Raw genomic sequence first — 24145 nt, 5'->3', positions numbered from 1 at the left:
ATATTGATATATATCAAAAATGATATTAGATAAATCTCAGGAAATCAAGGGTTATTAATAATGCGGTGGAATTTCATCTTTTAAGCTACCACCACCTCCGCCACCGCTGCTGGCTTGCTCTTTAATGGCTTTGAGTTCGCGATACAGAAATTCAATTTGCTGCTGTTGTTTGTAAATAGTCTCATTGAGTTTCTCAATGAGGTCTTCAGTAAAGCTGAGTTTAATTTCTAAGTTGGTGATTCTGTCTTCGGTCATATTCAGCCTTATTCTGCAATCAGTTCAAAGCGACCATCTTCCATTTCAACCTTTGGCCTAATCCAAAAATCATGCGATTGCATCGATTCATAGACATAAGCTGGCTCTAGGCTTGCTTCAATATTCGCTAGTAAAACCACTTTATAAAATCCGCCAGTCTTGATGTGCCTCAATTTTGCGCCGGGCTTGAAGAGGTCATCATCGGGGTCAGCCATTTTGGGTTTACTCATAAAACGTACTTTCTCGGTATGATTTGGTGATGGCAAATTCCATCCCGTACTCCATTCTAGATATATCTCCCATTCCGCAGGGTTTTACGGCTGCCGATGCGTTGCGCAACTCACTCGATGTGGCCCAACATGCTGAGAAGTGGGGCTATACCCGCTATTGGGTTGCCGAGCATCACAATATGACAGGTAACGCTAGTTCGGCTACTGCCGTGCTGATCGGTTATCTGGCTGCAGGCACCAATCGCATCAAAGTGGGTTCTGGCGGGGTGATGTTGCCAAATCATGCCCCATTAGTCATTGCAGAACAATTTGGCACACTAGAGTCGCTTTACCCTGGCCGCATTGAATTGGGCTTAGGCCGGGCACCTGGCACTGATCAGATGACCGCGCGTGCCTTACGTCGCGATTTACTGGGAAGTGATGATCGCTTTCCACAAGACGTACGTGAGTTACAACATTATTTTGGACCTATTCAGGAGGGTCAGTCGGTTAAAGCTATTCCAGGCGCTAATACCAATGTACCGATTTGGATCTTGGGCTCTAGTCTTTATGGTGCGCAATTGGCTGCGCACTTTGGCTTGCCTTATGCATTTGCATCACACTTTGCCCCAGACCAGCTATTGGAGGCAATGTCGATTTATCGCGAACTCTTTAAGCCATCTGCTCAACAATCAGCGCCTTATTCTGCTTTTGTAATGAACGTAGTCGCTGCAGATACGGATGAAGAGGCGCAACACCTTTTCACAACGCTACAGCAAAACGTCGTGCGGATGCGTCGCAATACTCGTGGTCAGCTACCGCCGCCCATTGAGAATCTCGATGATTTTTGCGATCCGCATGAGCAGGCAGCGGCTGCACATACATTGCAAGTCTCAGTGGTTGGTTCACTCGAGACTATTAAAAGAGGAATGCGGACCTGGTTAGATCGTACAGGCGCTAATGAAATCTTATTTACCGGTCAAATCTTTGATCACCAAGCGCGCCTTAAATCTTTTGAGATTGCAGCTATGGCTGCTCAAAGCTTGTAAATTTTTATTGCGAGTTATTTACTGCGCAATAGCGTTGTAGTCAGAGGTAATAACGAGATCTTCTTTGATTGCGCTGTTAGCAAGCTTGAGTACTTCATTGTCTTTGCTGATCAGAAGACAGGCCTTTGCTGTATAGGCTAGATTTAAAAAGACTTGATCGTCTGGATCTTGGCATTGCCAGGGGGCGTTCAATAAAGTCTCATCATTTAAGACTCTAGCAATAGAACGCCATTGGGACATGATCTTCTCTTGCACGTCTTGCTCAAGGCAGAAGAGTGGGCGACTAATGACATCAGCAAATTCTTCAATTGTCTTAGGGCTGGCTAAAGCATCAATTTGCTGATCAATTAAAGCCTGCTTGAGATGAATTGCTCTAAAGTCATTAAAAACAAAGATGTCTAGCAGGACATTGGTATCAAAGACAACGGACTTCATTGATGTAATCTAAATGAAGATTTAATTTTGATTATTGCGCCAGACTTCGGGTGTGATAGTTACTTGACCCTTGTCTGAAGAAACGTAAACTTCACCGTCTTGAATATTGACATGAATCACCATGCTGCGCTCTACCAGCTTATTGAGTTCATTGGCTTGTTCTGCAGGGATAGAAACTACTTGCAGGTTACGAGCACGGTTGAGTTTGTTGGCGATACCATCCCACCAAATTTTGCTCGTATGGCCACCATAGCAATAGACAATCACTTGGTCTGATCTACCGCAGGCTTTCAGAATGCGGCGCTCATCGGGTTGACCAATCTCAATCCAAAGCTTAATGGCATCAGTAAGATCTTTGATCCACAAATCTGGCTCATCAGTATCACTTAAACCTTTGGTAAAAGTCAGATCTTCATGAGCTTGCAATGCAAAAGCAATGATTCTGACCATCATCCGCTCATCAGTCTCTGAAGGGTGCTTGGCGATGGTTAGGGCATGACTGCCATAGTAGTGGCGGTCTGAATCTGCGACATGAAGGTCGGCTTTATGAATAGTTGCGCGTAGAGCCATACGGCATTATCGCCTTTAAATGCAGGCACCCCAGATTGCCGTATCATTTTAGTAATTCCACCCTTAGAGCCCCTATGAATACTGCTATTACCTGGAAAATTCGCTTTGTAGCAAGTTTCTTGCTCAGTGTCTGTGCCGCCAGTTTTTATCAAGCGGTGATGGCTGCAGATCCATGGCCGACTAAGCCCATCAAAATCATCGTTCCCTTTTCTCCTGGCAGCGTTCAGGATGTATTGGCAAGATCGTTTTCAAATGAATTGGGTGCAGCACTCGGCGAGCCAGTTGTAGTTGAGAACAAAGCAGGAGCAGGGGGTACCGTTGGCACTAGCATTGTTGCTAATTCTGCTGCCGATGGATATACCTTTGTATTGGCAGCTGCTAGTCACAATATTAACGGTAGTTTATTCAACAAACTGAGTTTTGATCCGATCAAGGATTTCACAGGCGCTGCCTATATTGGCACTAGTAGTTACATCATGATGACAAATGCAGAGTTTCCAGCTAAGTCAGTTGCTGAGTTCATTGCTCTAGCAAAAGCAAATCCGGGTTTATACAACTATGCAAGCGCAGGCAATGGCAGCGCTTCACATTTGGCAATGGCTTATTTTGATAGCATGGCTGGTATCAATCTCGTCCACATTCCGACTAAAGGTACGGGTGATGCGATTACTGAATTATTAGCAGGGCGCGCACAGGCCGTGATTGCCGCCAATGTGGCGGCTTTACCATTTGCCAATGATCCAAGAGTACGTTTCTTGGGGGTCTCTTCAGAAAAACCATCTCCATTTGTTCCAGGCGTTCCACCGATTGGCAATACTGTTAAGGGTTACGTCTTTGACAGTTGGTTTGGATTACTGGCACCAGCTGGAACCCCAGCTACAGTCATCAATAAGGTTCAGTCCGAAATGGGTAAGTTGCTCAAGCAGCCAGAAATAGTCGAGCGCATGCGCCGTCAAGGGATTGAAATCGGCAATCTATCTCCAGCAGAATTTAATCAGTTATTAGTTAGGGACTATGTACGGATGGCCAATGTCGTGAAAGCTTCTGGTGCAAGAGCTGAATAGAGATCAATACTTGTGTATCGTAGAGCCCCATGATTCGTATTACTGAGCTGCGTCTACCCATTCATCACGCCCCAGAAGAGATTGAGGCGGCTATTCTGAAGCGTCTTAACTTGCCTCCAAAAGATTTGATTTCTTTTGAGATCTTTAAGCGTAGTTATGATGCACGCAAGAATGTTGCGCTTGCATTTATTTACACAGTAGATCTCTCAGTCAAAAACGAAGAAACTTTACTCAAGAAATTTGTGAATGACGCTCATGTCAGACCTTCTCCAGACACCAGCTACCACTTTGTAGCAAAAGCGCCAGAGTCTATAGTCACTGGGAATGCTTTGCGTCCGGTAGTGATTGGATTTGGGCCATGCGGCATCTTTGCGGCATTATTGCTAGCCCAGATGGGATTTAAACCGATCGTGCTGGAACGTGGCAAGAAAGTACGCGAGCGTACACAAGACACTTGGGGATTATGGCGTAAAAATATCCTCAATCCTGAATCTAACGTTCAGTTTGGTGAGGGTGGTGCCGGTACGTTTTCTGATGGCAAGCTCTATAGCCAAATTAAAGATCCGAAATTTTATGGCCGTAAGGTAATTAATGAGTTTGTGAAAGCCGGCGCGCCTCCAGAAATTCAGTATGTAGCCAAACCCCATATTGGTACATTCCGATTGGTTGGCATGGTGGAAAAAATTCGCCAAGAAATTATTGATTTAGGTGGAGAGATTCGTTTTTCACAAAAGGTCATTGGCTTTGATATTGAGAACGAGCAGATTACCGGTGTCAAAATTGAAGGACAAGCTGATTTGCCGGCAAGCCATGTCGTATTAGCCTTGGGTCATAGCGCCCGTGATACCTTTAAAGCTTTGCATGATGCTGGCGTATATATGGAAGCAAAGCCATTCTCAGTGGGCTTTCGTATAGAACATCCTCAATCACTAATTGATAAAGCTCGCTTGGGCCCCCACGCAGGCAATGAATTAATCGGCGCAGCTGACTACAAGTTAGTGCATCACGCGAAGAACGGCCGTGCGGTTTATAGCTTCTGTATGTGCCCAGGTGGAACAGTAGTGGCTGCAGCTTCAGAGCCTAATCGCGTGGTTACCAATGGAATGAGTCAGTACTCTCGCAATGAGCGCAATGCCAATGCGGGCATTGTTGTTGGTATTACGCCAGAAGATTATCCTGGTGGTCCGCTTGCGGGTATAGAGTTCCAACGCCAATTAGAGTCCAAAGCTTTTGAACTGGGCGGTAGCACATATGAAGCACCAGGCCAATTGGTGGGCGATTTTATTGAAGGCAAGCCATCGACTGAATTTGGTACCGTTCTGCCATCCTATAAACCTGGAGTGCATTTAACAGATTTGGCCGATGCCCTGCCTGCCTATGCAATTGAAGCGATTCGTGAAGCATTACCCGCATTTGAGAAGCAAATCAAAGGCTTCTCTATGAAAGATGCTGTGCTTACTGGTGTTGAAACGAGAACCTCTTCGCCTTTACGCATTACCCGCGGTACAAACTTTCAGAGTTTGAACATTAAAGGGCTTTATCCGGCAGGTGAGGGTGCTGGATATGCAGGGGGAATCTTGTCTGCTGGGGTGGATGGGATTAAAGTAGCAGAAGCGGTAGCGCTAGACTATTTGTCTTAATTTGATTCAGCAGTCCTGATACCCATTGATACTCCCTTTATGAGCTCAGCAATAAACAACAGTCCTCCAGATCAAAAAGAAATCTTATTTCATTCTGAATTGCTGCAAAAGTTTGATATTAATGGGCCGCGCTATACCTCGTACCCTAGTGCTGATCGCTTTCATAATGCGTTCTCGGAACAAGATTATTTAGGTGCACTCAAAAGGGTGGCTAAGGTAAACGAGCCTTTATCTCTATATTTCCATCTTCCGTTCTGCCCGAACATTTGTTACTACTGCGGTTGTAACAAAATTATCACCAAAGATCACGGTCGAAGTGCAAAGTACATTAAGTATTTGGCCAAAGAAATAGCAATGGTCACCAGTGCGATGGGTGCTCAGAAAAAAATCCCCATTACGCAGTTACATTGGGGCGGTGGTACACCAACCTTCTTATCTCATGAAGAGATGATTGAGTTAATGCATCACACAAGAGAGTATTTTGAATTATTGCCTGGTGGCGAATACTCCATCGAAATTGATCCAAGGCGAGTAACAGAGCAAGATATTGCCTTGCTTGCTGATCTGGGCTTTAACCGCATTAGTCTTGGCGTCCAGGATTTCAATCTCGCTGTTCAAGAGGCTGTGCATCGTATTCAAACGATTGAAGAGACTCAAGCGGTAATGGATTGGTCTCGAAAGTACGGCTTTAAGTCTCGAAGCGTCGATTTGATCTATGGCTTGCCTAAGCAAACACCAGCTACCTTCAAAGAAACTGTAGATGCTGTCCTCAAGATGAATCCAGATCGCTTATCTGTTTATAACTATGCGCATCTGCCACATATCTTCAAACCACAGCGTCGTATTGCAGAGGCAGATTTACCGCCCGCTGCAGATAAATTGGATATTTTGTCCAACACAATAGAGCGCCTAGGTGAAGCAGGCTATGTCTTCATTGGTATGGATCATTTTGCCAAGCCTGATGATGAATTGGCGATCGCTCAACGACAAGGAAAGCTGCATCGCAATTTTCAGGGTTATTCAACCCAAGCGGAATGCGATCTTTTGGCCTTTGGTATCTCTTCTATCGGCAAAGTCGATGATTGTTATTCACAAAATGTCCGCACACTAGATGAATACTATGAGGCCTTGGATTCTGGTCACCTTCCAGTTCTGCGAGGTATGCAGCTCGATAAAGATGATTTACTGCGTCGTGAATTGATCGGTGAATTAATGTGCCAATTTACTTTAAAAACTAAGGCTTTTGCAAAAGATCATGGCATTAATTTCCAGGATTACTTCAAAACGGAGATTGAAGAGCTAAAGAGTTTAGAAGAGGCAGGGCTTTTGGAATGGCTAGAAGGAAACATTTACGTTCCGATCAAAGGACGCTTGTTAGCAAGGCGAGTGGCTATGACTTTTGATCGCCATCTTCGCGAGTCCCAAGCAAAAGGTACTTACTCTAGGGTGCTTTAGGCTTATTCATAGGCTACTTGATCTAGGTCAAATAAGTAGCAAAACACTGTTGCTTTTAAGTTAAGAAAAAAATCACAGCATCTATTCATTTGATTTAAATCAAATTGCCCTGAAGGTGTCCATTTCAAAATGGAAACATCGAAATTGATAACAAAAGGGGTAATACCATGCGTCTTAAATCACTAGTAGTAGCAATAGCTGCAATAGCTTCCTTAGCTCCTATCGCATCGCAAGCTCAGTCAGCAGATGAGAACCCATGGATGGTTCGTGTCCGTGCTGTTGATTTGCTTTGGCAAAATGGACAATCTAACGGTGGCTATGCAGGTGCTGGTGTTCAGCAGAATAATGTCCGCGCTAAAAATCAATGGATACCTGAGTTCGACATATCTTATTTCTTCACCAAGAATATTGCGGCTGAATTGGTATTAACTTACCCACAACGTGTCAATATTTACTCTAATTTAACTCCTGGCCCTACAGGTACTATTACTGCATTGCCACCCTCACTTTTGCTCCAATATCACTTTACTGATCTGGGTGCAATCAAGCCTTATATTGGTGCTGGCGTTAATTACACAATTTTCTCAAACAGAAACAATTTCTCAGTTGGTGGAAATAACAACTATTTAACTGTTGACCAAAACAGCGTTGGTTTTGTAGGTCAGGTTGGTGCCGACTATATGTTTGATAAAAACTGGGGCATGAACGTAGACGTTAAGTATGCAACTATGAGTACAAATGTAACTGGTCAAAATGCTGCTGCAGCAGCAGGAAACATTGGCAAACTCACTTTGAATCCTTGGATGCCTGCTGTTGGCGTGACTTACAAGTTCTAAGAATTCAGTTCTTAGTTCTTGAGATAGGGCCCCTTAGGGGCTCTTTTTTATCTGTTTAGTTCGCTATTTAATGAGTTCGTCAATCAGCTTTTCAAATCTTGCTGCTTCAAAACTATGATTGTCGAATCGTTTGATCGATAAATGATCGGGTGGATCAATGCGACGTTTTGCATATTGATCCCAATGCGCCAGCTTCCATTCATCTCTAGGATCGCCACGTTTTTGCATGCGCATTCTTGCTTCATTCTCCTCCAGATCAATCCATGCGATTGAAATGCGGGTTTGCGAAGCTATCCCTAATGCTTCAGGGTTAAACATTCTGCCACTCTGAATTTCTTTGGAAAAAGGACCCACCAAAATCACATTTACACCAAGCGATAGATTCTCCTTGGCGATATCCAATAGACCTTGGTATTCCCAATCCCTTAGGTTATCAAGATAGTAGGGGCTGTCACGATCATTGGGGTTCTGGGTGGTGAGCTCCATCACATGGGCGCTATAAGCTCCGTAGACAGTATCTTTATCTAGAAAGAAAAAGTCCTCACCCGTTTTCTCAATAATGAGTGGGAGCGCCTTTTTAGCTAAGGTTGACTTGCCTGTGCCTGCATGTCCTGCAAAAAGGATGAGGCGGGGCGCTGAGGGGCTAAGTTTGCAGATCATTTATCGTTAGTCTCGCAGAAATCAAGGGTAAGAGTGAAAAAATCTCCTGTTTTACCGAAGTGACGATAATGTCGCCATGGCTTTAATCGTACTTACTGATGCAAAACTGGCTTTCGGCCATGTTGACCTCCTCGCAAACACCGCTTTTTCACTCGAATCTGGTGAGCGTGTTGGCTTAATTGGCCGCAATGGCACTGGCAAGTCTTCCTTATTGAAGATCTTGGCTGGCATTGAAAAAATGGATGATGGCCTACTGCAATACCAACAGGGCTTGCGCATCTCCTATGTTCCCCAGGAACCTATTTTTGAGGCTGAGGAAACTGTATTTGAGGCGGTATCGAAGGGTGTAGCTGAAGCCAAGGCACTGCGAGAGGAGTATGAGGCTCTGAGCGTAGGCGAGTGGGATGATGACGCACATCTTCGACTAGATGAAGTGCAATCCAAACTAGAAGCTTTAAGTGGCTGGAATTGGGAACAGCGAGTTCATGAAACATTAGACCGCTTACATCTTGATTCTGAGCAAAAGATTAGTAATTTGTCCGGTGGTACTAAAAAGCGCGTCGCTTTGGCTCGTGCTTTAGTAGAGATGCCTGATGTTCTTTTATTGGATGAGCCAACTAACCATTTAGATTTGAATTCCATTGCATGGTTAGAAGAGCTTCTTAAGGAATACCAAGGCTCAGTTATTTTGATTACCCATGATCGAGCCTTCTTGGATAACGTTTGCACCCAGATTGTGGAACTTGATCGCGGCATCTTGCGTAGCTACCCAGGAAACTTTACGCAATACGAAGTGCTTAAAGAGCAAGAGCTCAACGCAGAGTCTCTGGCCAATGCAAGAGCCGATAAATTGCTGGCACAAGAAGAGGTTTGGATACGCAAGGGGGTGGAGGCACGTCGAACACGGAGTGTTGCCCGCATCGCTCGTCTTGAAAAGCTTCGTACCAGTCGTGCTGAGCGCAGAGATGCTATGGGTCAGGTGAAGTTGGCGGTATCCGCTGGAGATCGCAGTGGCAAGATCGTGGCGGAACTTGAAAATGTCAGTAAGTCTTACGGCAGGCCGATTGTGAAAGACTTTACGGCAACCATATTGCGTGGCGATAAGGTTGGCTTGCTTGGCCCGAATGGCGCAGGAAAAACTACTTTACTCAAGCTCATCTTGGGAACGATTGCACCAGACTCTGGTACGGCCACGATGGGTACCCGTATTGAGGTGGCTTACTTTGATCAGATGCGTGAAGGTCTTGATCTGAATGCATCCCTTGAAGATTACATCAGTCCAGGCAGTGAGTGGATTGAAATCAATGGCAATAAAAAGCACGTTAAGAGTTACTTGAGTGATTTTTTATTTGCGCCTGAGAGAACGAATTCACCAGTAAGCACTTTATCTGGTGGAGAGCGGAATCGTCTTTTGCTGGCTCGCTTGTTTGCGCGTCCTGCAAACGTCTTGGTATTGGATGAGCCAACCAATGACTTGGATATTGATACCTTGGATTTGCTAGAGCAGTTGCTGCAAGACTATAAAGGTACGGTTTTCTTGGTTAGCCATGACCGTTACTTCTTAGATAACGTTGTCACTAGCATCATCGCCAATGAAGGTGACGGTTTCTGGCGTGAGTATGAAGGTGGCTATGAAGATTGGAAGATTCAAAAAGCCCGCTCAGACAAAATTCGTGCCGCAAACTCTAATCAAAAGTTGGCCCCTAAAGCGGAAGTCAAGGCTGAGCCGATAGCTGAAGTTAAGCCGGTGGCTAAGAGTGGGGTGCAAAAACTCAATGGTAAAGAGCGCCAAGAGCTTGAGGCCTTACCTTTGCAAATTGAGGAGCTTGAAGCGGAGCAGGCCGATATTGGTATCGCTATGAGCAATCCTGATCTCTATAAAAATGAACCTGAGTTGGCTGCTAGTATGCAGGCGCGCTTAAGTGAAATTACTGAACAGCTTGAACATAAATTACAGCGCTGGGAGCAGCTCTTAAGCCGCTCCGAGCCTTAATTAAACCTTACTCGCCACGCTTAAGGCGTGCGCGTAGTTCGGCAATCTCATCGAGAAGATCCAAGGCAAGAGCCACGCCGGGAACGTTGAGCTCTAAATCATGAGCGAGGTGCGCAGCTGTCTTAGCTCTTCGCAGAGAATCACCACCAAAGCGCCAGTCTTGTGGTGATGATCCACTAGGGCTCAGTACCCCCTCGGTTACCCATGACATGATCATTTCTTCTGGAGTGCGTGAAGCATGCGAAAGTTCCACAATACTCATGTGCACTTCGTTTTCAACAACGCTACCTTCAATCCAGGTGATATTAGTTTGGTTCATCGCATCATCCCTTCAAGTGGGTTCTGGGGTTGAAATCAAAAGACTTCTCAAAAGCTTGATAAGCCTGTTTATGGGCATCCGTATCTGCAGGCGGTAGGGTAATGGTTGGCACAACATAGAGATCACCAGGATCAGTGCTTGGTATACCTTTACCCTTGAGTCGCATCTTGCGACCGGCTACAGTGCCTGCAGGAATCTTGAGTTCTAAAGTAGAGCCCGCAGGGGTGGGAACATTGACTGTGGTTCCCAAGGCCGCTTCCCAAGGTGCTAATGGAATATCAATGAATATATCTTTGCCATCAACGCGATAGATAGGGTTGGAGTGAAAGTCAATTTCTAAATAAAGATCGCCCGCTGGCCCTTGACCAATCCCGGGGCCACCCTGACCAGAGAGTCTGAGATTTTGGCCAGCTTTAATCCCTTTTGGAATGCTGACATCTAGCTTACGCTCTTGCGTGGTGACATGACCACTCGCGTCTTGTGTTGGCATGTGTAGTGAAATCGTACGCTTAGCGCCGTTATAGGCATCGGCAAGATCAATCAAAATTTTGGCGTGATGATCTTGGCCTTTGAAGTTCATGCCCTGACGAGTTTGGCTACCACGTCCACCTTGACGATGCTTGCCTCTACCAAAAAGGGATTCAAAGAATTCGCTTTGATCACCTTCGAAGCCGCCACCATATCCAGGATGGCCACCACCATATCCACCATCAGAATATTCAAAACCTTCATTCCAATTCGGAGGGGGAGTAAAGTCTTGACCGTTTTTCCAGTTCGCACCAAAGCGATCGTATGCAGCACGCTTCTCAGTATCTTTTAGTACTGCATAGGCTTCACCAATCTCTTTGAACTGTTCTTCAGCACCAGCTTCTTTATTGACATCTGGGTGATATTTGCGGGCAAGCTTGCGATAAGCTGCTTTAATTTCTGCCTCGGTAGCCGAACGGGCAACACCGAGGGTTTCGTAGTAATCCCTAAATTTCATAAGCCTGTATTAATCCTTAAGCATTCATCATCAATACCCTAAGGATTAATTCTACAGGCGTATTAGCTCATCACACCAATTTGCCAAGGCACAAATTCGTAGTCACCCAAGCCCAAAAGCTCGCTCTTGGAAGGCTCTCCAGAGGCAGTTTTGAGGAATAACTCAAAAATACGTTGCCCCATCTCCTGAACGGAGACGATGCCATCCAGAATCTCGCCACAGTTGATGTCCATATCCTCAGTCAGACGCTGATACATCGGGGTATTGGTAGCTAACTTGATGCAGGGAGCAGGCTTGGAACCAAACATGGAGCCACGACCTGTTGTGAAGGCAATGAGATTTGCACCGCCAGCAATTTGCCCGGTTGCGGAAACGGGGTCAAATCCAGGTGTGTCCATAAATACAAAGCCTTTGGTATTCACAGGCTCTGCATATCTATAAACTTCCATTAATGGGCCTGTGCCACCTTTCATCGAAGAACCCAAGGACTTCTCAAAAATATTCGCAAGGCCACCAATTTGGTTTCCAGGACTGACTTGTCCGTTGATTTGAACATCTCGGCCTACGGAGTACTCATCTTTCCACCAGCGTATACGTTTGATGAGTTTTTCACCAACTGCTTGACTAGCAGCACGGCGGGTAAGTGTATGTTCAACACCATAGATCTCTGGAGTCTCAGACAAAATTCCGGTACCACCATGACGCGACAGAATATCAATCGCTGCACCTAAGGCTGGATTAGCGGTGATAGATGAAAAGCCATCTGAGCCACCACATTGCAAGCCCACTGTTAAATGACTTGCAGAAACAGTTTCCCGTTTAGCTTTGTTAGCTTCTGGCAGGAGCGCTTTAACAGCCTCAATGCCTGCTTCAATCGTTTTTCTAGTGCCACCAGACTCTTGCATGATGAAGGTGTGCAAATTAGAGCCTTCTTTGAGATCTTCTTGCTCCATCAAGCCTTTGAGTTGATTGCGCTCACAGCCCAAGCCTACAATCAATGCGGCTGCGAGGTTAGGGTGACGTGCATACCCTGCCATTGTACGGCGTAGTAATTGCATCGGCTCACCACTCATTTCCATGCCGCAACCGATATCGTGACTGAACGCAACTACTCCATCCACGTTGGGATAGTCTTTTAATCTCTCTGGCGTAAACCAATCAGCGATCTTGTTGACAACGGTTGCTGAACAATTCACGGTAGAGAGAATGCCGATAAAATTACGAGTACCTACTTTGCCATTGGGTCTCACATAACCTTGAAATGTTGCACGCTCTGACTCAGGCAACAGTTGAGTTGGCTTGAACTCGCTTGCATAAGCATAGTCACGATCGAATTCACGAAACTCGGTATTGTGGCTATGCACCATCGTGCCTGGCTCGATATCGACGTTAGCAAAACCTACAGTAACGTTGTATTTGAGAATTGGCTCACCTTTGAGAATCTTCTTAGCAGCAATTTTGTAGCCAGCAGGCACTTGGCTACGGCTAGTAAAGTTCTCGCTGGGCACTTCGGTACCAATAGCAATATCAATGCGAGCAACAACGATATTGTCGTTGGGGTGTAGGCGAATGATCGGGCCAATCAGGCGTTTTTCGGAAATTTCAATCATGGATTTCTTTCAAATAGAGAGTTTGATTATTCAGGAGTAGCGCCAGACTTTTTCACAATGGGAGCCCATTTAGAAACCTCTGACTTAATGTAGTCCCCTAATTGAGAAGGGGTGCTAGTAACAATTTCAAAGCCTTTGCTATTGATCTGTGCTTTGATCTCTGGATTATTTAAAACCGTATTTAGTTGTGAGTTGAGTTTATCAATAACTGCCTTAGGTGTCTTTGCTGGGGCAACAATGGCATACACGAGTTCTACTTCAAATTTAGGGTAGTACTCTGAGATTGCTGGGATCTCTGGCGCACTCGGAGAGCGCTTTAGGCTAGTGATGCCAAGCGGCACCAATTTGCCAGAGCGGACATAGGGCAGTGCAGCGGGAGTTCCTACTAAAGCAGTTTCAATTTGACCCCCAAGCACATCCGTTAATGCTGGAGCGGCGCCTTTATAGGGTACGTGCAGGATATCTGTCCCAGCTTGAGTATTAAATAGTTCGCCACCGAGGTGTAATGGCGTTCCAGCACCAGAAGAGCCAAAGCTTACTTTGTTTGGATTGGCTTTAGCGTATGCAACCAACTCGGGAATTGTTTTAAAAGGTGCAGAAGGATTAGCAACAAAGAGCAGGGATGAAGAGGCTACTAAGGATACTGGTGAAAAGTCTTTGATGAGGTTGTAATTCAGCTTCTTGTATAGGGTTTCATTAATGGCCTGAGTGCCTACCATCATCAGAAAGAGGGTGTAGCCATCAGGTTTAGAGTTGGCTACGTATTCAGCAGCGAGGTTGGCACCTGCACCAGGTTTATTTTCAATAATGATGGGCTGACCAAGATTTTCACCAAGCTTGGGTGTAAAGCCTCTAGCTAAAACATCAGAAGGGCCGCCTGCAGCAAAAGGAACTATCAATTTGATGGGTTGCGTTGGGTAGCTCTGAGCTTGCACAGTGGTAGCAAAGCCAATACTGACCAGCGACAATGCCAAAAAGATTTTTCTCATGTAATGTTCTCCGTATTCCTAATATTTATTCTTATAAGATCTTGTTTTAAATGCTTTATAAAAAATGAAAATCACTCAGGCGACAATCTTCCCCCTATCCATACCACTCATTGAGCCAATCAAGATGGCCAAAGAGCAGATTGTCGACGCCAAAACAGTATTGCTTTGTTTAACTGATGATGAAGGCCACCAAGGCTGGGGTGAAGCATCCGCTGCACCACTTATGACTGGTGAAACACTGGACAGCCTACTAGCCAGTGTGAAGTATTTGGTGGAAAAAGCTTGCAAGATGGAGTGGAGCGATCCCAAGCATTTTTCGAAAGCGTGTGATGCGATTTTATATGGCAACCCATCAGCAAAATCTTGTCTACAAATGGCGTTGCTAGATCTATATACACAAAAAAATTCGATTGCTTTGTGGAAATACTTGCGATCACTAGGGGCTAGTGAAGATTTACCAGAGCCTGGCAAGCTTCCCTTGCTGCGCATGTTGGGCGGCACTCTAGAAAAAGAAGTGGCTGATGCCAAATTCTTTCGTGAAGCAGGATTTCGGCATTGGAAAATTAAGATTGGCTCACTCTCTGTAGAGGAGGATCTGCATCGAGTCCAGGTTCTTTCAGACCTACTAGAGGGTGATGTGATTTCTGTAGATGCTAATGGCGCGATGTCTCTAGATGATGCGATAGGTTTTTGTACTTCTAAGCAGGCCGGTACACTCGCTTTTGCAGAGCAGTTAATCCATGCGGATTCTGCTTTAGCGGATTTTGTTTTACTCAAGCAGCGCTCACCAATTCCAATTGGTTTAGATGAATCTATCCATGGCTCAGATGAAATAGATGAATTTAGAGTAGCCAAGGCGCTTGATGGCGCTAGTCTCAAGTTAATCAAGACGGGTGGGGTATTGGAGGCTTGGAATTGCGCACAACTGTTGCGCAGTAATAATCTCAAACTCAATCTCGCGTGTAAGGTTGCCGAAACTTCGCTAGCGGGAGCTGCAACAGCATCCATCGGTTTTGCAATCGGAGAAGTGCCTTGGGGATTTAGCATGTCAAATCAATATCTGCGCTTTGATATTTGCGATCGCCCATTAAGCGCAAAGCGTGGCCATCTTGATATTGAGCAACTCAACACTACTGGTGTTGGAGTTACGCCAAATCTGGCTCGTGTGAAGGATGCTGTAGCCCAAGGTTACTCAATTATTCAATATTAAGTACATCAAAAGCAGCTTTCAATCTGCGGGAGTAGGAGTCCGAAACTGTTTTGATTTCTTCTGGTGTCCACTTCCGAAAACCTTCGCCTGCTTTCATACCTGTTTTTCCATCAGCCATTAACTGAACTACCTTAGGGGGCAGGGAGGTGATATTCGATAGCGACGGATAAATCTCTTTAGCAGCATTAGCCATGCCGTCCCAACCCGAGATCTCTTTTTGAGTCATCGGACCAACGGCTGCATAGCGAAAGCCAAAGCTATATCTAACTGCATCATCAATATCTGCTGGGGTAGCGATACCCTCCTGTACGAGGGAGAGGGCCTCTCTCATCAGAGCGTGCTGAATACGGTTTGCTAAAAATCCAGGGATATCCTTCTTTACTAGAACGGGTTTCTTATCAATGGCTCTATAAAGCTCGCAAGCTTGCTCGGCGTATTTCAGTTCTGTCTTTTGTCCCATGACGATCTCAACCAATGGCACGACCTCTGCAGGCATGAAGTAGTGGGCGCCCATCATGCGGTTGGCGGTCGTGAGTCCTTCTACAATCTTACTGATCGGGAAACCAGAGCTATTGCTACCAATAGGAATGTCTGCTGGTACAACTTGATCCAGGTATTGAAATACCTTTTGTTTGAGTTCTAAGTTCTCGGCTACGGTCTCAATCACCCAGGAGCATTGATCCCAGCTCTGCCACTCTTCCATGACTCCAACGAATTGCTGCTTCTTAATGTCAGCTTCTTCTTTGGTGGCATTGTCTCCAACCACGCCAATTTTCTTTGCCAGGGTGATGGCTTTATCTAAGCAGGCTTCAGCCTTTTCTTTGGATCTGCCCAAAATAACTACGGGGATGTTTTGGGCAATAAAGCCAGCCGCAATGCCAGCACCCATAATTCCGGTTCCGATAACAGCTACAGATTTCATATTTTTAAACCTATACGGTTAAGTAATCAATTGGGTTTGATCGATTCTGATCAATAGATGCGTAAGGTTAGCATTATTTATGGTTTAATAGTTAAATAATAAAACTTACTTATCCGTATAACTTATCTCAGGAGACTTCCCAATGACCATGCATAACCCTTTCCAGCCGGTTGAAAAAATCAAGACCGAAGTTTTTTCGACCATGCCAGAGAAGTTTCGTAAGAAATCCCGCACAGGCTGGTCCGATCCCAATCGTCAGGGCGCAGAAGTAGAGTGCTTCTTAGAAGGCCCCTCTTTTGATCGCGAAGGCAATTTATGGTTTGTAGACATTCCATTTGGTCGCATTTTCCGCATTGATACCAAAGGTGAGTGGGAATTGATTACTCAGTACGATGGTTGGCCAAACGGCATGAAGTTTCATAAAGATGGCCGTGCCTTTATTTGCGACTACAAAGCAGGTCTACTCGCATTGGATCCAAAGACCGGAAAAATCGAAACCATCTTGGGTTCAATGTATAGCGAAAACTTCAAGGGTTTGAACGATCTACATTTTGCTTCTAATGGCGATTTGTATTTCACAGACCAAGGACAAACAGGCATCGCCGATCCAACTGGCCGCGTATTTAGATTGCGCGCTAACGGTCAGCTTGATCGCTTGGCACTCAACGTACCAAGTCCAAATGGGATTACCTTGAACACTCAAGAAAAGCATGTATTTGTTGCAGCTACTAGATCTCAGCAGATCTGGAGATTGCCTTTGATGGCCGACGGTTCAGTATCTAAGACTGGTGTAGCGGTGCAGTTGACTGGTGGCGTTGCTGGTCCAGATGGTATCGAGATGGACTCTGAAAACGGCCTGTTGGTATGCCACCTTGGAATTGGCATCTGGAGATTCGATAACAACATGTTGCCAACGCACTTGATCTACTCTGAGAATCCACACCATCATCATTTAGCTAATATGTGCTTTGGCGGTGCTGATGGAAAAGATCTCTACATCACCGAATCTTTATCTGGCGACATTCTCAAGGCCCGCGTGCCAGTTGCTGGTAAAAAAATGTTTGGGCTTTCCTAAGTTGACTGAGCGATTACCGTTATACAAAACTCTAGCGAATACGCTAGAGCAGCGTATTTATAATGGTGATTGGCCGGTGGGATCCGTCTTGCCTGCTGAGACGGATCTTTGCCGAGATTTTGAGTCTAGTCGCCACACCTTGCGACACGCGCTCCAAATTCTAGAAGCGAATGGTCTGATTTATCGCCATCAAGGCGCGCCTACAAAAGTTGTATCACGGCAGCGCCTACGCCGCTTCACACAAAGCTATAACTCGCCGATTGATATTCTGAGTTACTCACGTGATACCTATCGTGAAAACTTAGTGGAAGAGTTTATCGAGCTCGATAAACCTCTTAGTCAGATTGTCGGGGCGCCGATCGGATCTTCTTGGTATCACATTGGCGGTATTCGTAAGCGTCAACAGGCAGAAGAGGTCATTGCCTGGACCGATATTTATATCCTGCCCCAGTTTGCTTCGCTGACTAAAGATCCAGAGCATACTCAGGTGATGGTGTACGAGCAAATTGAAAAAAAATATGGCGCAAGAATCGAGAGGGCGGAGGTTGATGTCTATGCCGCTGTGGCGTCACCAGCAATCGCTGAAAAACTTCACATCAAGCCTGATACATCCTGTCTAGTGATTATTCGTCGTTACTTTGATGATCAAGATAAGTTATTTGAAGTGACAGTCACGCATCATCCAGAAAATAAATACGTCTACAGCATGGAATTTAAAGCGAGCTCAGAGGCCTAGCATCATGCAATATTTATCCATCGCTGACGCTGAGCGCTTTATTTCCAGTGCACTTCAAGCCGAGAAAGTTCCTGCAGGAGATGCAGACATCATTGCAAACCTAATGGTGAAGTCTGATCTAGTAGGTGCTGATGGCCATGGTATTTTTCGTTTACCCGCCTATCTCAAGAGGATCCGAGCAGGCGGCGTTAACTTGCATCCCAATATTCATATCGAGCGTGAGCGGGGCGCAACTGCACTGATTAATGGTGATAACGCCTTAGGTCACTTGGTGATGAACAGGGCGGTTGATCTTGCGATAGAAAAAGTAAAACAGCACAGTGTATGTTGGATCGGCAGTCACTATGGAAATCATTCTGGTGCAGCATCTGTGTATGTTCGCAAGCTAGCAGAGCAGGGATATATCGGAATCTATATGGCAGTAGGTAATGCGAACCATATGGCGCCATGGGGCGGTATCGATTTATTATTATCAACCAACCCGATTGCTATTGCTGTTCCAGCTGGTGACGGCCCTACAGTACTTTTAGATATCGCCACAACAGTTGCGGCCTATGGAAAAGTGAAAGTAGCTGCCCAAAAGGGGGAGTCTATTCCAGATGATTGGATGATTGATCGTCAAGGTAAGCCAATCACAGATCCCAAAAAATCTGCCGAAGGTTCTCTATTACCTATTGGTGGTTACAAAGGCTATGGCCTAGCAGTGATGATTGGTCTTCTGGCTGGTGCCTTAAACAATGCAGCGGTTGGCAAGGGAACGATTGATTTCAATGCACACCATGACTTGGTAACCAATACTGGGCAAACTATTATTGCGGTCGATCCAAGTGCTTTTGGTAACAAGGACGAATTTGTAGCGAGAGTAGTTGCTTTGGTAAAGGATTTGAAGAATTCATCAACCTTACCGGGTGTCAAAGAAATTCGAGTGCCGGGTGAAGGGGCAGCAAAAACCATGGCAGAGAGAATTCATAAAGGCATTCCAGTTTCACCTGAGCTGTTAGATGCATTAAATACCTGTGCCAAAGAGTGCGGCATCCCTGCCTTAAGCTTATAAAGCATTTAAAAAATTACTGGAGGAGGCAATATGTTTAAAAAACTAATAAAAAACATAGTAATAAGCGCAGTAGTACTACCGGCTGTGATTCCAGTATTCGTTGGTTCAGCTGTAGCCGCCTATCCTGAAAAGCCTATCAAGATGATGATTGGCTATGCACCTGGAAGCTCGACTGATATTGTTGGCAGAATGATTGCCAATGATCTTAGCCTTGCTTTAAAGCAGCCGATTATTGTTGAAAATCGTGGGGGTGCAGCAGGTAGCTTGGCAGCAGATGCAGTAGCTAAAAGCACGCCTGATGGTTACACCATTTTGTTTGCACAAAATGGCTTGGCAATTAATGTGGCAGCTAATCCAAAATTACCCTTTAATGGTCAAAAAGATTTACTGCCAGTAGTTGGTGTGGCGGCGACTCCTCACATCTTGATTGTGAATAACAATTCGCCCGCAAAGAGCGTAGCCGATTTGATTGCCATGCTCAAAGCAGACCCAGGTAAGTTAAGTTTTGGCTCTTCTGGTATTGGCAACTCTGATCACATGGCTGGCGAGTTGTTTCTTGCGACTACCGGCTTGCAGGCGATTCATATTCCGTACAAAGGTGGATCACCAGCAGCAACAGACTTAGTTGGCGGTCAGATTGATTTTTATTTTGCTGGCATGCCTGTCGGCCTACCTTTATATAAAGGCGATAAAGCAAGGGCATTGGCTGTTACAAGTAAAAATCGCTTCAGTGGCGCACCAGAATTGGTAACTATTCAAGAGTCTGGGGTCAAGGGTTATGAGATGGCTTTGTGGCAAGGTGTATTTGTGCCAGCTGGAACGCCACAAGCAATCATTAAGGAGTTAAATAACGCTGTTTTGAAGATCTTAGAAACGCCAGAGATGAAAGATCGCTTTCAGAAGGCTGGTGTACAAATTGCGCCAATGAATACTCAGCAATTCTCTGATTTGTATTTCTCAGATATTGCTCGCTGGAAAGTAGTGATTGAAAAAGCGAAGATTAAGCTAGATTAAATCCAATCTGCTTACTAAACCATTAAGCGCTGAGATCAAATACCAAGACCTCAGCACTTTTTCCATTGGAGAGGCTTATTTGATTTTCACCGTGAATGAGTAAGGCATCTCCACCGCTTAGTATCTCGCCATTCACATCGAGTGATCCACGAATTAAGTGTACGTAGGCTTTACGGCTTGGATCTAAAGTGAGCCGTGCAGATTGGGCGCCATCAAAAAGACCTGAGTACATTTTGGCATCAGCTGAAATGGAAACAGAACCATCTTCACCGTTAGAGGATGCTACCAAGCACAGCTTTCCCTCTTTGTTTGCTTGCGGAATAGTTTTTTGTTCATAGCTAGGCGCCACTTCTAAAACATTAGGCTCAATCCAGATTTGCAAAAAGTGGGTGGTCTGATCTTTTGCATGATTAAATTCACTATGCATTACGCCAGTGCCAGCGCTCATACGCTGAACATCTCCCGGAGGGATGCCTTTAACGTTCCCCATGCTGTCTTCATGCGCCAACTCACCTGTTAAAACATAGCTAATAATTTCCATGTTACGGTGGCCATGCTTGCCAAAGCCCATACCAGGAGCAACGCGATCTTCATTAATGACCCTCAAATTACCCCAGCCCATAAATCGGGGGTCGTGATATCCCGCAAAAGAAAAGGAATGAAAGCTTTTGAGCCAGCCGTGGTCTGCATAGCCCCTATCTTGGGATTTTCTGAGTATCTGCATATCTAATGGGATTAATTTCCATGTAATGGCAATAAGGACATTATCATAAGCTTTTACGATATTGGTTAATTGGTAGCGTATGGCAAGCTTCAAACAGAGCGTTCAAGAAACATTCTTAGGTCTTTCTGAGACTGCTCAGGAGAAGTGGTCTGACTTTACTCAATTTTTACAAGAGGCGTGGCCGCTACTCCTTTTCTTGCTCATGGTCTTGATGGGAATTTGGTGGTATGCAGATCCACCTCCACCAAGACATGTTCTGATGGCTACTGGCTCACCTGGCGGATCGTATGAAGTATTGGGTAAGAAGTATGCAGAGTTCTTTGCTAAGAAAGGCGTCATATTGGAGTTGACGCCAACCAATGGCGCACAAGAAAATCTCTCCCGTCTGAGTGATCGTGATGATCCAGTGCAAGCAGCGTTTGTTCAGGCTGGAGTTGCACATCCTAAAAGTGTGAGTGGTATTCAATCGTTGGGTGCGATTGGTTACGATCCGATCTGGTTTTTCTATACCGGGCCAGAGGTTCAGTACAGCGATTTTGAGGTAGTGCGTGGGCACTCTAAATTTTTTGCCAATCGCAAGATTTCAATTGGTATTGAAGGTAGTGGAACGCATGCGCAGTCGACGCAAATTTTGAAGGCTACAGGATTGGATCGAACCAATCTCCAATTTCTCAACTTGCCAGGAGAGCGGGCGGTTGAAGCTCTCAAGAAGGGTGAGATTGACGGCGCCTTTATCGTGGATTCTTACGAGGCGCCGAATATTCAAACATTACTCGCAGATCCAAAAATGCATCTAGTGACCTTTAAGCGTGCTGAGGCCTTTACTAAGATCATCCCTTACCTGCAAATCCTCAAAGTTCCTGAAGGGTCCTTCGGCTTGGAGCGTAACTTTCCAAGTGAAGATTTGAAATTGGTCGCGACCACAACGAATCTGTTGATTGATGACCGCATGCATCCAGCTATTCAGTTCCTATTCTTAGAGGCAGCTAGGGAAATCAACGGTAGGGAATCCTTCTTTACAAAGAGAGGGGAGTTTCCATCTTTTAAAGATTCTCTATTGCCAGAAAGTCCTGTGGCGGTTCATTACGAGAAAAATCGATATCCGCTTATCTCGACCTACTTTCCATTTTGGCTAGCAGAGTTCATTAGCAGACTGATCTTTGTGCTGTTGCCATTCTGCGTACTGGCCTATCCAGCATTACAAGCACTGCCAAGCTTTAGAACCAGACGGATGTATAACAAAATTAATCGTCTGTATGGGGAGCTCAAGACTTTTGAGCAAGACCTGCTAACCAACTATGATCACGCGAAGCGGGATGAGTATCTAAAAAGATTGGATCTCTTGGAATATCAGGCTCTAAATGTCACAGTATCCAAACGATTAGCTGGCGATTACTATTCCTTGCGAACGAGTATTGATTACGTGCGTAATTGCCTAAATAGGGGTGTTCACCCCTATCAATATGATGCTGGTGTTGATCCTGATCTATAGCTAGCTATTCGTTATCGCTGTGTCTGCTAGGGAATTTGAAAGAGGCGTAACGCACAACGGCATTAGCTAGCGCCAAGATCAAAATCGTAATACCCATAAACAGAATCGCCATGTCAGCTTCATGTTTGGTATTGACTAAATCGATGATTAAGCGAGTTACTGCTGTAATGGCTACATAGATCAAGAAGCGAACGGGCATATGATTGGTCTTGAAATAAATGCCCACCATCGCGCCGATTTCTAAATAGATAAACAATAGCAATAAGTCTTCAATGGAAGCGGAGCCTTTGCTGACCATTCCTAGAAAGGCCACTGCTGCTGACCAGACGGTTGCCGCACCAATGCCAAACAAAGCGATCCGATGAAACAGCGAGACAAAGAGGTTGCCAATCGGCACGGTCCATTTTTCAATGGCAGCTTCTAGCTTGGTTGCATCTTTTGGTGAGGTAGGGGTCATATTCATAAAGCCTCCATCGTTCTATTTATGGGTCTCAGTATATTTCTCAAATGAGAAAAAGAAAGAAAAAAAGAGGCTAATGAGCCCCTTTTTTTGTAAGTGTTGACCTGGGTCAACCAAGCGTATCGGCCCAGATGTTGTGGGCCCATCCCCAAGCATAGACCCCCTCAAGGGTGGTTGGCCCAGGAGAAAGACCTCCAGAACCCGGAACTGGCTTAAAGGTTTTTTCAGCAGCGATGTATTGATGCACGCTTGCAACGTGGACCACTTCTTTGGCATTCACAAAGCTGTAGCAGGTATTAGTTAACACTGGAGCAGGATTAACTTCCCAATCACTAAGTTCAGCAACAATGGCTGCCGCTGCAACCTTAGCGTGTTGGTTAGCCATATGTCCTGATTTAGGCATAGCATAAGCCACTTGAATGGAGTCACCTAATGCATGGATATCTTTTTGGGCGGTGGATTCAAAGTTGAGGAAGTTCACATTCACCCAGCGTCCATTGGAGTTCGCAAGACCCGTATTGACAGCGATTTCACCGGCACTCATAGCGGGTAGTAAATTTAAAACATCTGCCTTCATGTCGTCTTGTATTTCAAACTTCATGGTCTTGGTTTTCGCATCTACTGCGGTGACATTGTGTTTGGGTAGATATTCCACCATGCCAGGGTATTGCTCAGCCCAGACTTTTTTGAATAGGGCGCCTTTAGAGGTGACATCTTGATTCGCATCGAGAATGAGCACCTTGGACTTTGGTTTGTTTTGCTTGAAATAGCTAGCCACTTGGCAGGCACGTTCATAAGGCCCGGGAGGGCAGCGATAGGGGGCTTCAGGAATGCTAATAGCAAAGGTACCGCCATCACGCATACCTGCTAACTGCTTATGCAGAGCCACCGTTTCTGCTCCAGCCTTCCAAGCTTGCAAGGTGACTCCCGCTTTGTTTGCTTGTGCGAGTCCTTCAATACTATTCATCAGTAGACTCACGCCGGGTGACACAATCACTTTGTCATACGGTAGTTTTTTGCCAGAGGCGAGCTTGACTGTTTTTTTATCTGGATCAATTCCGATCACGCTATCTTGAATAATTTTGACACCATGACGTTTGCTCAGATTGTCATAAGGACTAGTGAGCTCAGCTAGGGTGCGTGAACCACCCACCACCAAGTTCGATAGTGGGCAAGAAATAAAAGAAGCATTAGGCTCTATTAAGGTTACCTTGGCGGTGTTATTCGAAAATAGGCGCAGATATTTAGCTGCTGTCGCGCCGCCATAGCCGCCGCCAATAACTAGAACTTCTGCTTTTTGTAAATTGGCACGTGACTGACCTGAGAAGCCTGCGAGCAAGCCAATAGCTGCTGTACTTTGGCCGATAAAGTGTCGACGATCCATGGTGA

At 45.4% G+C, this 24145-nt stretch carries 25 protein-coding genes; 12 read left to right on the top strand and 13 right to left on the bottom strand.

Annotation, left to right across the window (positions count from 1 at the left end; translation table 11 throughout):
- Positions 1 to 54: 54 nt before the first annotated feature.
- Both A8O14_RS06915 and A8O14_RS06910 read right to left on the bottom strand, forming a co-directional pair.
- A complete protein-coding gene (locus tag A8O14_RS06915; protein ID WP_068948833.1) occupies positions 55 to 255 on the bottom strand; it encodes a SlyX family protein in 201 nt (66 codons plus the stop codon).
- 8 nt (positions 256 to 263) lie between these two features.
- A complete protein-coding gene (locus tag A8O14_RS06910; RefSeq protein WP_068948832.1) occupies positions 264 to 485 on the bottom strand; it encodes a hypothetical protein in 222 nt (73 codons plus the stop codon).
- 29 nt (positions 486 to 514) lie between these two features.
- On the opposite strand from A8O14_RS06910, the gene A8O14_RS06905 reads away from it, so the two are divergent.
- Positions 515 to 1513, top strand: coding sequence for an LLM class flavin-dependent oxidoreductase (locus A8O14_RS06905; RefSeq protein ID WP_068948831.1), 999 nt, complete (start codon positions 515 to 517; stop codon positions 1511 to 1513).
- A gap of 18 nt (positions 1514 to 1531) precedes the next feature.
- On the opposite strand, the gene A8O14_RS06900 is transcribed toward A8O14_RS06905, so the two are convergent.
- Positions 1532 to 1948 (bottom strand): putative toxin-antitoxin system toxin component, PIN family, encoded by a 417-nt coding sequence (locus A8O14_RS06900; RefSeq protein ID WP_068948830.1) that lies wholly within the window; start codon positions 1946 to 1948, stop codon positions 1532 to 1534.
- A 21-nt stretch (positions 1949 to 1969) separates the two neighbouring features.
- Positions 1970 to 2518 (bottom strand): YaeQ family protein, encoded by a 549-nt coding sequence (locus A8O14_RS06895; protein ID WP_068948829.1) that lies wholly within the window; start codon positions 2516 to 2518, stop codon positions 1970 to 1972.
- A 74-nt stretch (positions 2519 to 2592) separates the two neighbouring features.
- Between A8O14_RS06895 and A8O14_RS06890 the strand changes: the two genes are divergently transcribed.
- The 4 genes from A8O14_RS06890 to A8O14_RS06875 all read left to right on the top strand — a co-directional run bounded on the left by A8O14_RS06890 (position 2593) and on the right by A8O14_RS06875 (position 7513).
- Positions 2593 to 3582: a tripartite tricarboxylate transporter substrate binding protein gene (locus tag A8O14_RS06890; protein WP_068948828.1), complete on the top strand. Its 990-nt coding sequence runs from the start codon at positions 2593 to 2595 to the stop codon at positions 3580 to 3582.
- Between the two features lie 29 nt (positions 3583 to 3611).
- Positions 3612 to 5222, top strand: coding sequence for an NAD(P)/FAD-dependent oxidoreductase (locus A8O14_RS06885; protein WP_068948827.1), 1611 nt, complete (start codon positions 3612 to 3614; stop codon positions 5220 to 5222).
- Positions 5223 to 5261: 39 nt separating this feature from the next.
- Positions 5262 to 6677: an oxygen-independent coproporphyrinogen III oxidase gene (gene hemN, locus A8O14_RS06880; protein WP_068948826.1), complete on the top strand. Its 1416-nt coding sequence runs from the start codon at positions 5262 to 5264 to the stop codon at positions 6675 to 6677.
- A gap of 167 nt (positions 6678 to 6844) precedes the next feature.
- The gene (locus A8O14_RS06875; protein ID WP_068948825.1) at positions 6845 to 7513 is read left to right on the top strand and encodes an OmpW/AlkL family protein; all 669 of its coding nucleotides are present in this window, start codon (positions 6845 to 6847) and stop codon (positions 7511 to 7513) included.
- Positions 7514 to 7576: 63 nt separating this feature from the next.
- Here A8O14_RS06875 and A8O14_RS06870 read toward each other — a convergent pair whose 3' ends face one another.
- Complete coding sequence (locus tag A8O14_RS06870; protein ID WP_068948824.1) at positions 7577 to 8173, bottom strand: AAA family ATPase; 597 nt, start codon at positions 8171 to 8173, stop codon at positions 7577 to 7579.
- Positions 8174 to 8249: 76 nt separating this feature from the next.
- Here A8O14_RS06870 and A8O14_RS06865 point away from each other — a divergent pair, with 76 nt between their 5' ends.
- Complete coding sequence (locus tag A8O14_RS06865) at positions 8250 to 10166, top strand: ATP-binding cassette domain-containing protein (protein WP_068948823.1); 1917 nt, start codon at positions 8250 to 8252, stop codon at positions 10164 to 10166.
- Between the two features lie 7 nt (positions 10167 to 10173).
- Here the strand turns inward: A8O14_RS06865 and A8O14_RS06860 are convergent, their stop codons facing one another.
- The 4 genes from A8O14_RS06860 to A8O14_RS06845 all read right to left on the bottom strand — a co-directional run bounded on the left by A8O14_RS06860 (position 10174) and on the right by A8O14_RS06845 (position 14069).
- Positions 10174 to 10485, bottom strand: a complete 312-nt coding sequence (locus A8O14_RS06860) for a chaperone modulator CbpM (protein ID WP_068948822.1) — start codon at positions 10483 to 10485, stop codon at positions 10174 to 10176.
- Positions 10486 to 10489: 4 nt separating this feature from the next.
- Positions 10490 to 11470, bottom strand: coding sequence for a DnaJ C-terminal domain-containing protein (locus A8O14_RS06855; RefSeq protein ID WP_068948821.1), 981 nt, complete (start codon positions 11468 to 11470; stop codon positions 10490 to 10492).
- Positions 11471 to 11532: 62 nt separating this feature from the next.
- Positions 11533 to 13080, bottom strand: a complete 1548-nt coding sequence (locus A8O14_RS06850; protein ID WP_068948820.1) for a UxaA family hydrolase — start codon at positions 13078 to 13080, stop codon at positions 11533 to 11535.
- A 26-nt stretch (positions 13081 to 13106) separates the two neighbouring features.
- Positions 13107 to 14069: a Bug family tripartite tricarboxylate transporter substrate binding protein gene (locus tag A8O14_RS06845; RefSeq protein ID WP_068948819.1), complete on the bottom strand. Its 963-nt coding sequence runs from the start codon at positions 14067 to 14069 to the stop codon at positions 13107 to 13109.
- A 64-nt stretch (positions 14070 to 14133) separates the two neighbouring features.
- Here A8O14_RS06845 and A8O14_RS06840 point away from each other — a divergent pair, with 64 nt between their 5' ends.
- Entirely contained in the window at positions 14134 to 15279 is a 1146-nt protein-coding gene (locus A8O14_RS06840) for a mandelate racemase/muconate lactonizing enzyme family protein (protein WP_068948818.1), read from the top strand.
- On the opposite strand, the gene A8O14_RS06835 is transcribed toward A8O14_RS06840, so the two are convergent.
- A complete protein-coding gene (locus A8O14_RS06835) occupies positions 15266 to 16201 on the bottom strand; it encodes a 3-hydroxyacyl-CoA dehydrogenase family protein (RefSeq protein WP_068948817.1) in 936 nt (311 codons plus the stop codon). The two genes, A8O14_RS06840 and A8O14_RS06835, sit on opposite strands and share 14 nt — an antisense overlap.
- Before the next feature lie 142 nt (positions 16202 to 16343).
- On the opposite strand from A8O14_RS06835, the gene A8O14_RS06830 reads away from it, so the two are divergent.
- From A8O14_RS06830 to A8O14_RS06815, 4 genes are read left to right on the top strand one after another with little or no spacing between them, the layout of a single operon-like run.
- A complete protein-coding gene (locus tag A8O14_RS06830) occupies positions 16344 to 17276 on the top strand; it encodes an SMP-30/gluconolactonase/LRE family protein (RefSeq protein WP_068948816.1) in 933 nt (310 codons plus the stop codon).
- Positions 17182 to 18012, top strand: a complete 831-nt coding sequence (locus A8O14_RS06825; protein WP_082913131.1) for a GntR family transcriptional regulator — start codon at positions 17182 to 17184, stop codon at positions 18010 to 18012. The genes A8O14_RS06830 and A8O14_RS06825 overlap by 95 nt, the downstream gene beginning before the upstream one ends.
- Positions 18013 to 18016: 4 nt before the next feature.
- Positions 18017 to 19066: an Ldh family oxidoreductase gene (locus A8O14_RS06820; protein ID WP_068948814.1), complete on the top strand. Its 1050-nt coding sequence runs from the start codon at positions 18017 to 18019 to the stop codon at positions 19064 to 19066.
- A 30-nt stretch (positions 19067 to 19096) separates the two neighbouring features.
- Positions 19097 to 20080: a Bug family tripartite tricarboxylate transporter substrate binding protein gene (locus A8O14_RS06815; RefSeq protein ID WP_082913130.1), complete on the top strand. Its 984-nt coding sequence runs from the start codon at positions 19097 to 19099 to the stop codon at positions 20078 to 20080.
- 22 nt (positions 20081 to 20102) lie between these two features.
- On the opposite strand, the gene A8O14_RS06810 is transcribed toward A8O14_RS06815, so the two are convergent.
- Positions 20103 to 20804, bottom strand: coding sequence for a pirin family protein (locus tag A8O14_RS06810; protein ID WP_068949760.1), 702 nt, complete (start codon positions 20802 to 20804; stop codon positions 20103 to 20105).
- A gap of 79 nt (positions 20805 to 20883) precedes the next feature.
- Between A8O14_RS06810 and A8O14_RS06805 the strand changes: the two genes are divergently transcribed.
- A complete protein-coding gene (locus A8O14_RS06805; RefSeq protein ID WP_068948813.1) occupies positions 20884 to 22296 on the top strand; it encodes a TAXI family TRAP transporter solute-binding subunit in 1413 nt (470 codons plus the stop codon).
- A gap of 4 nt (positions 22297 to 22300) precedes the next feature.
- Here the strand turns inward: A8O14_RS06805 and A8O14_RS06800 are convergent, their stop codons facing one another.
- Entirely contained in the window at positions 22301 to 22759 is a 459-nt protein-coding gene (locus A8O14_RS06800; RefSeq protein WP_099092305.1) for a phosphate-starvation-inducible protein PsiE, read from the bottom strand.
- A 106-nt stretch (positions 22760 to 22865) separates the two neighbouring features.
- A complete protein-coding gene (locus A8O14_RS06795; protein ID WP_068948812.1) occupies positions 22866 to 24140 on the bottom strand; it encodes an NAD(P)/FAD-dependent oxidoreductase in 1275 nt (424 codons plus the stop codon).
- Positions 24141 to 24145: the final 5 nt, after the last annotated feature.

The sequence above is a fragment of the Polynucleobacter wuianus genome, from assembly GCF_001659725.1.
Classification (GTDB): Bacteria; Pseudomonadota; Gammaproteobacteria; order Burkholderiales; family Burkholderiaceae; genus Polynucleobacter; species Polynucleobacter wuianus.
Note: the sequence above shows the minus strand (reverse complement) of the source record. Positions and strands in the feature narration are given on the sequence as shown.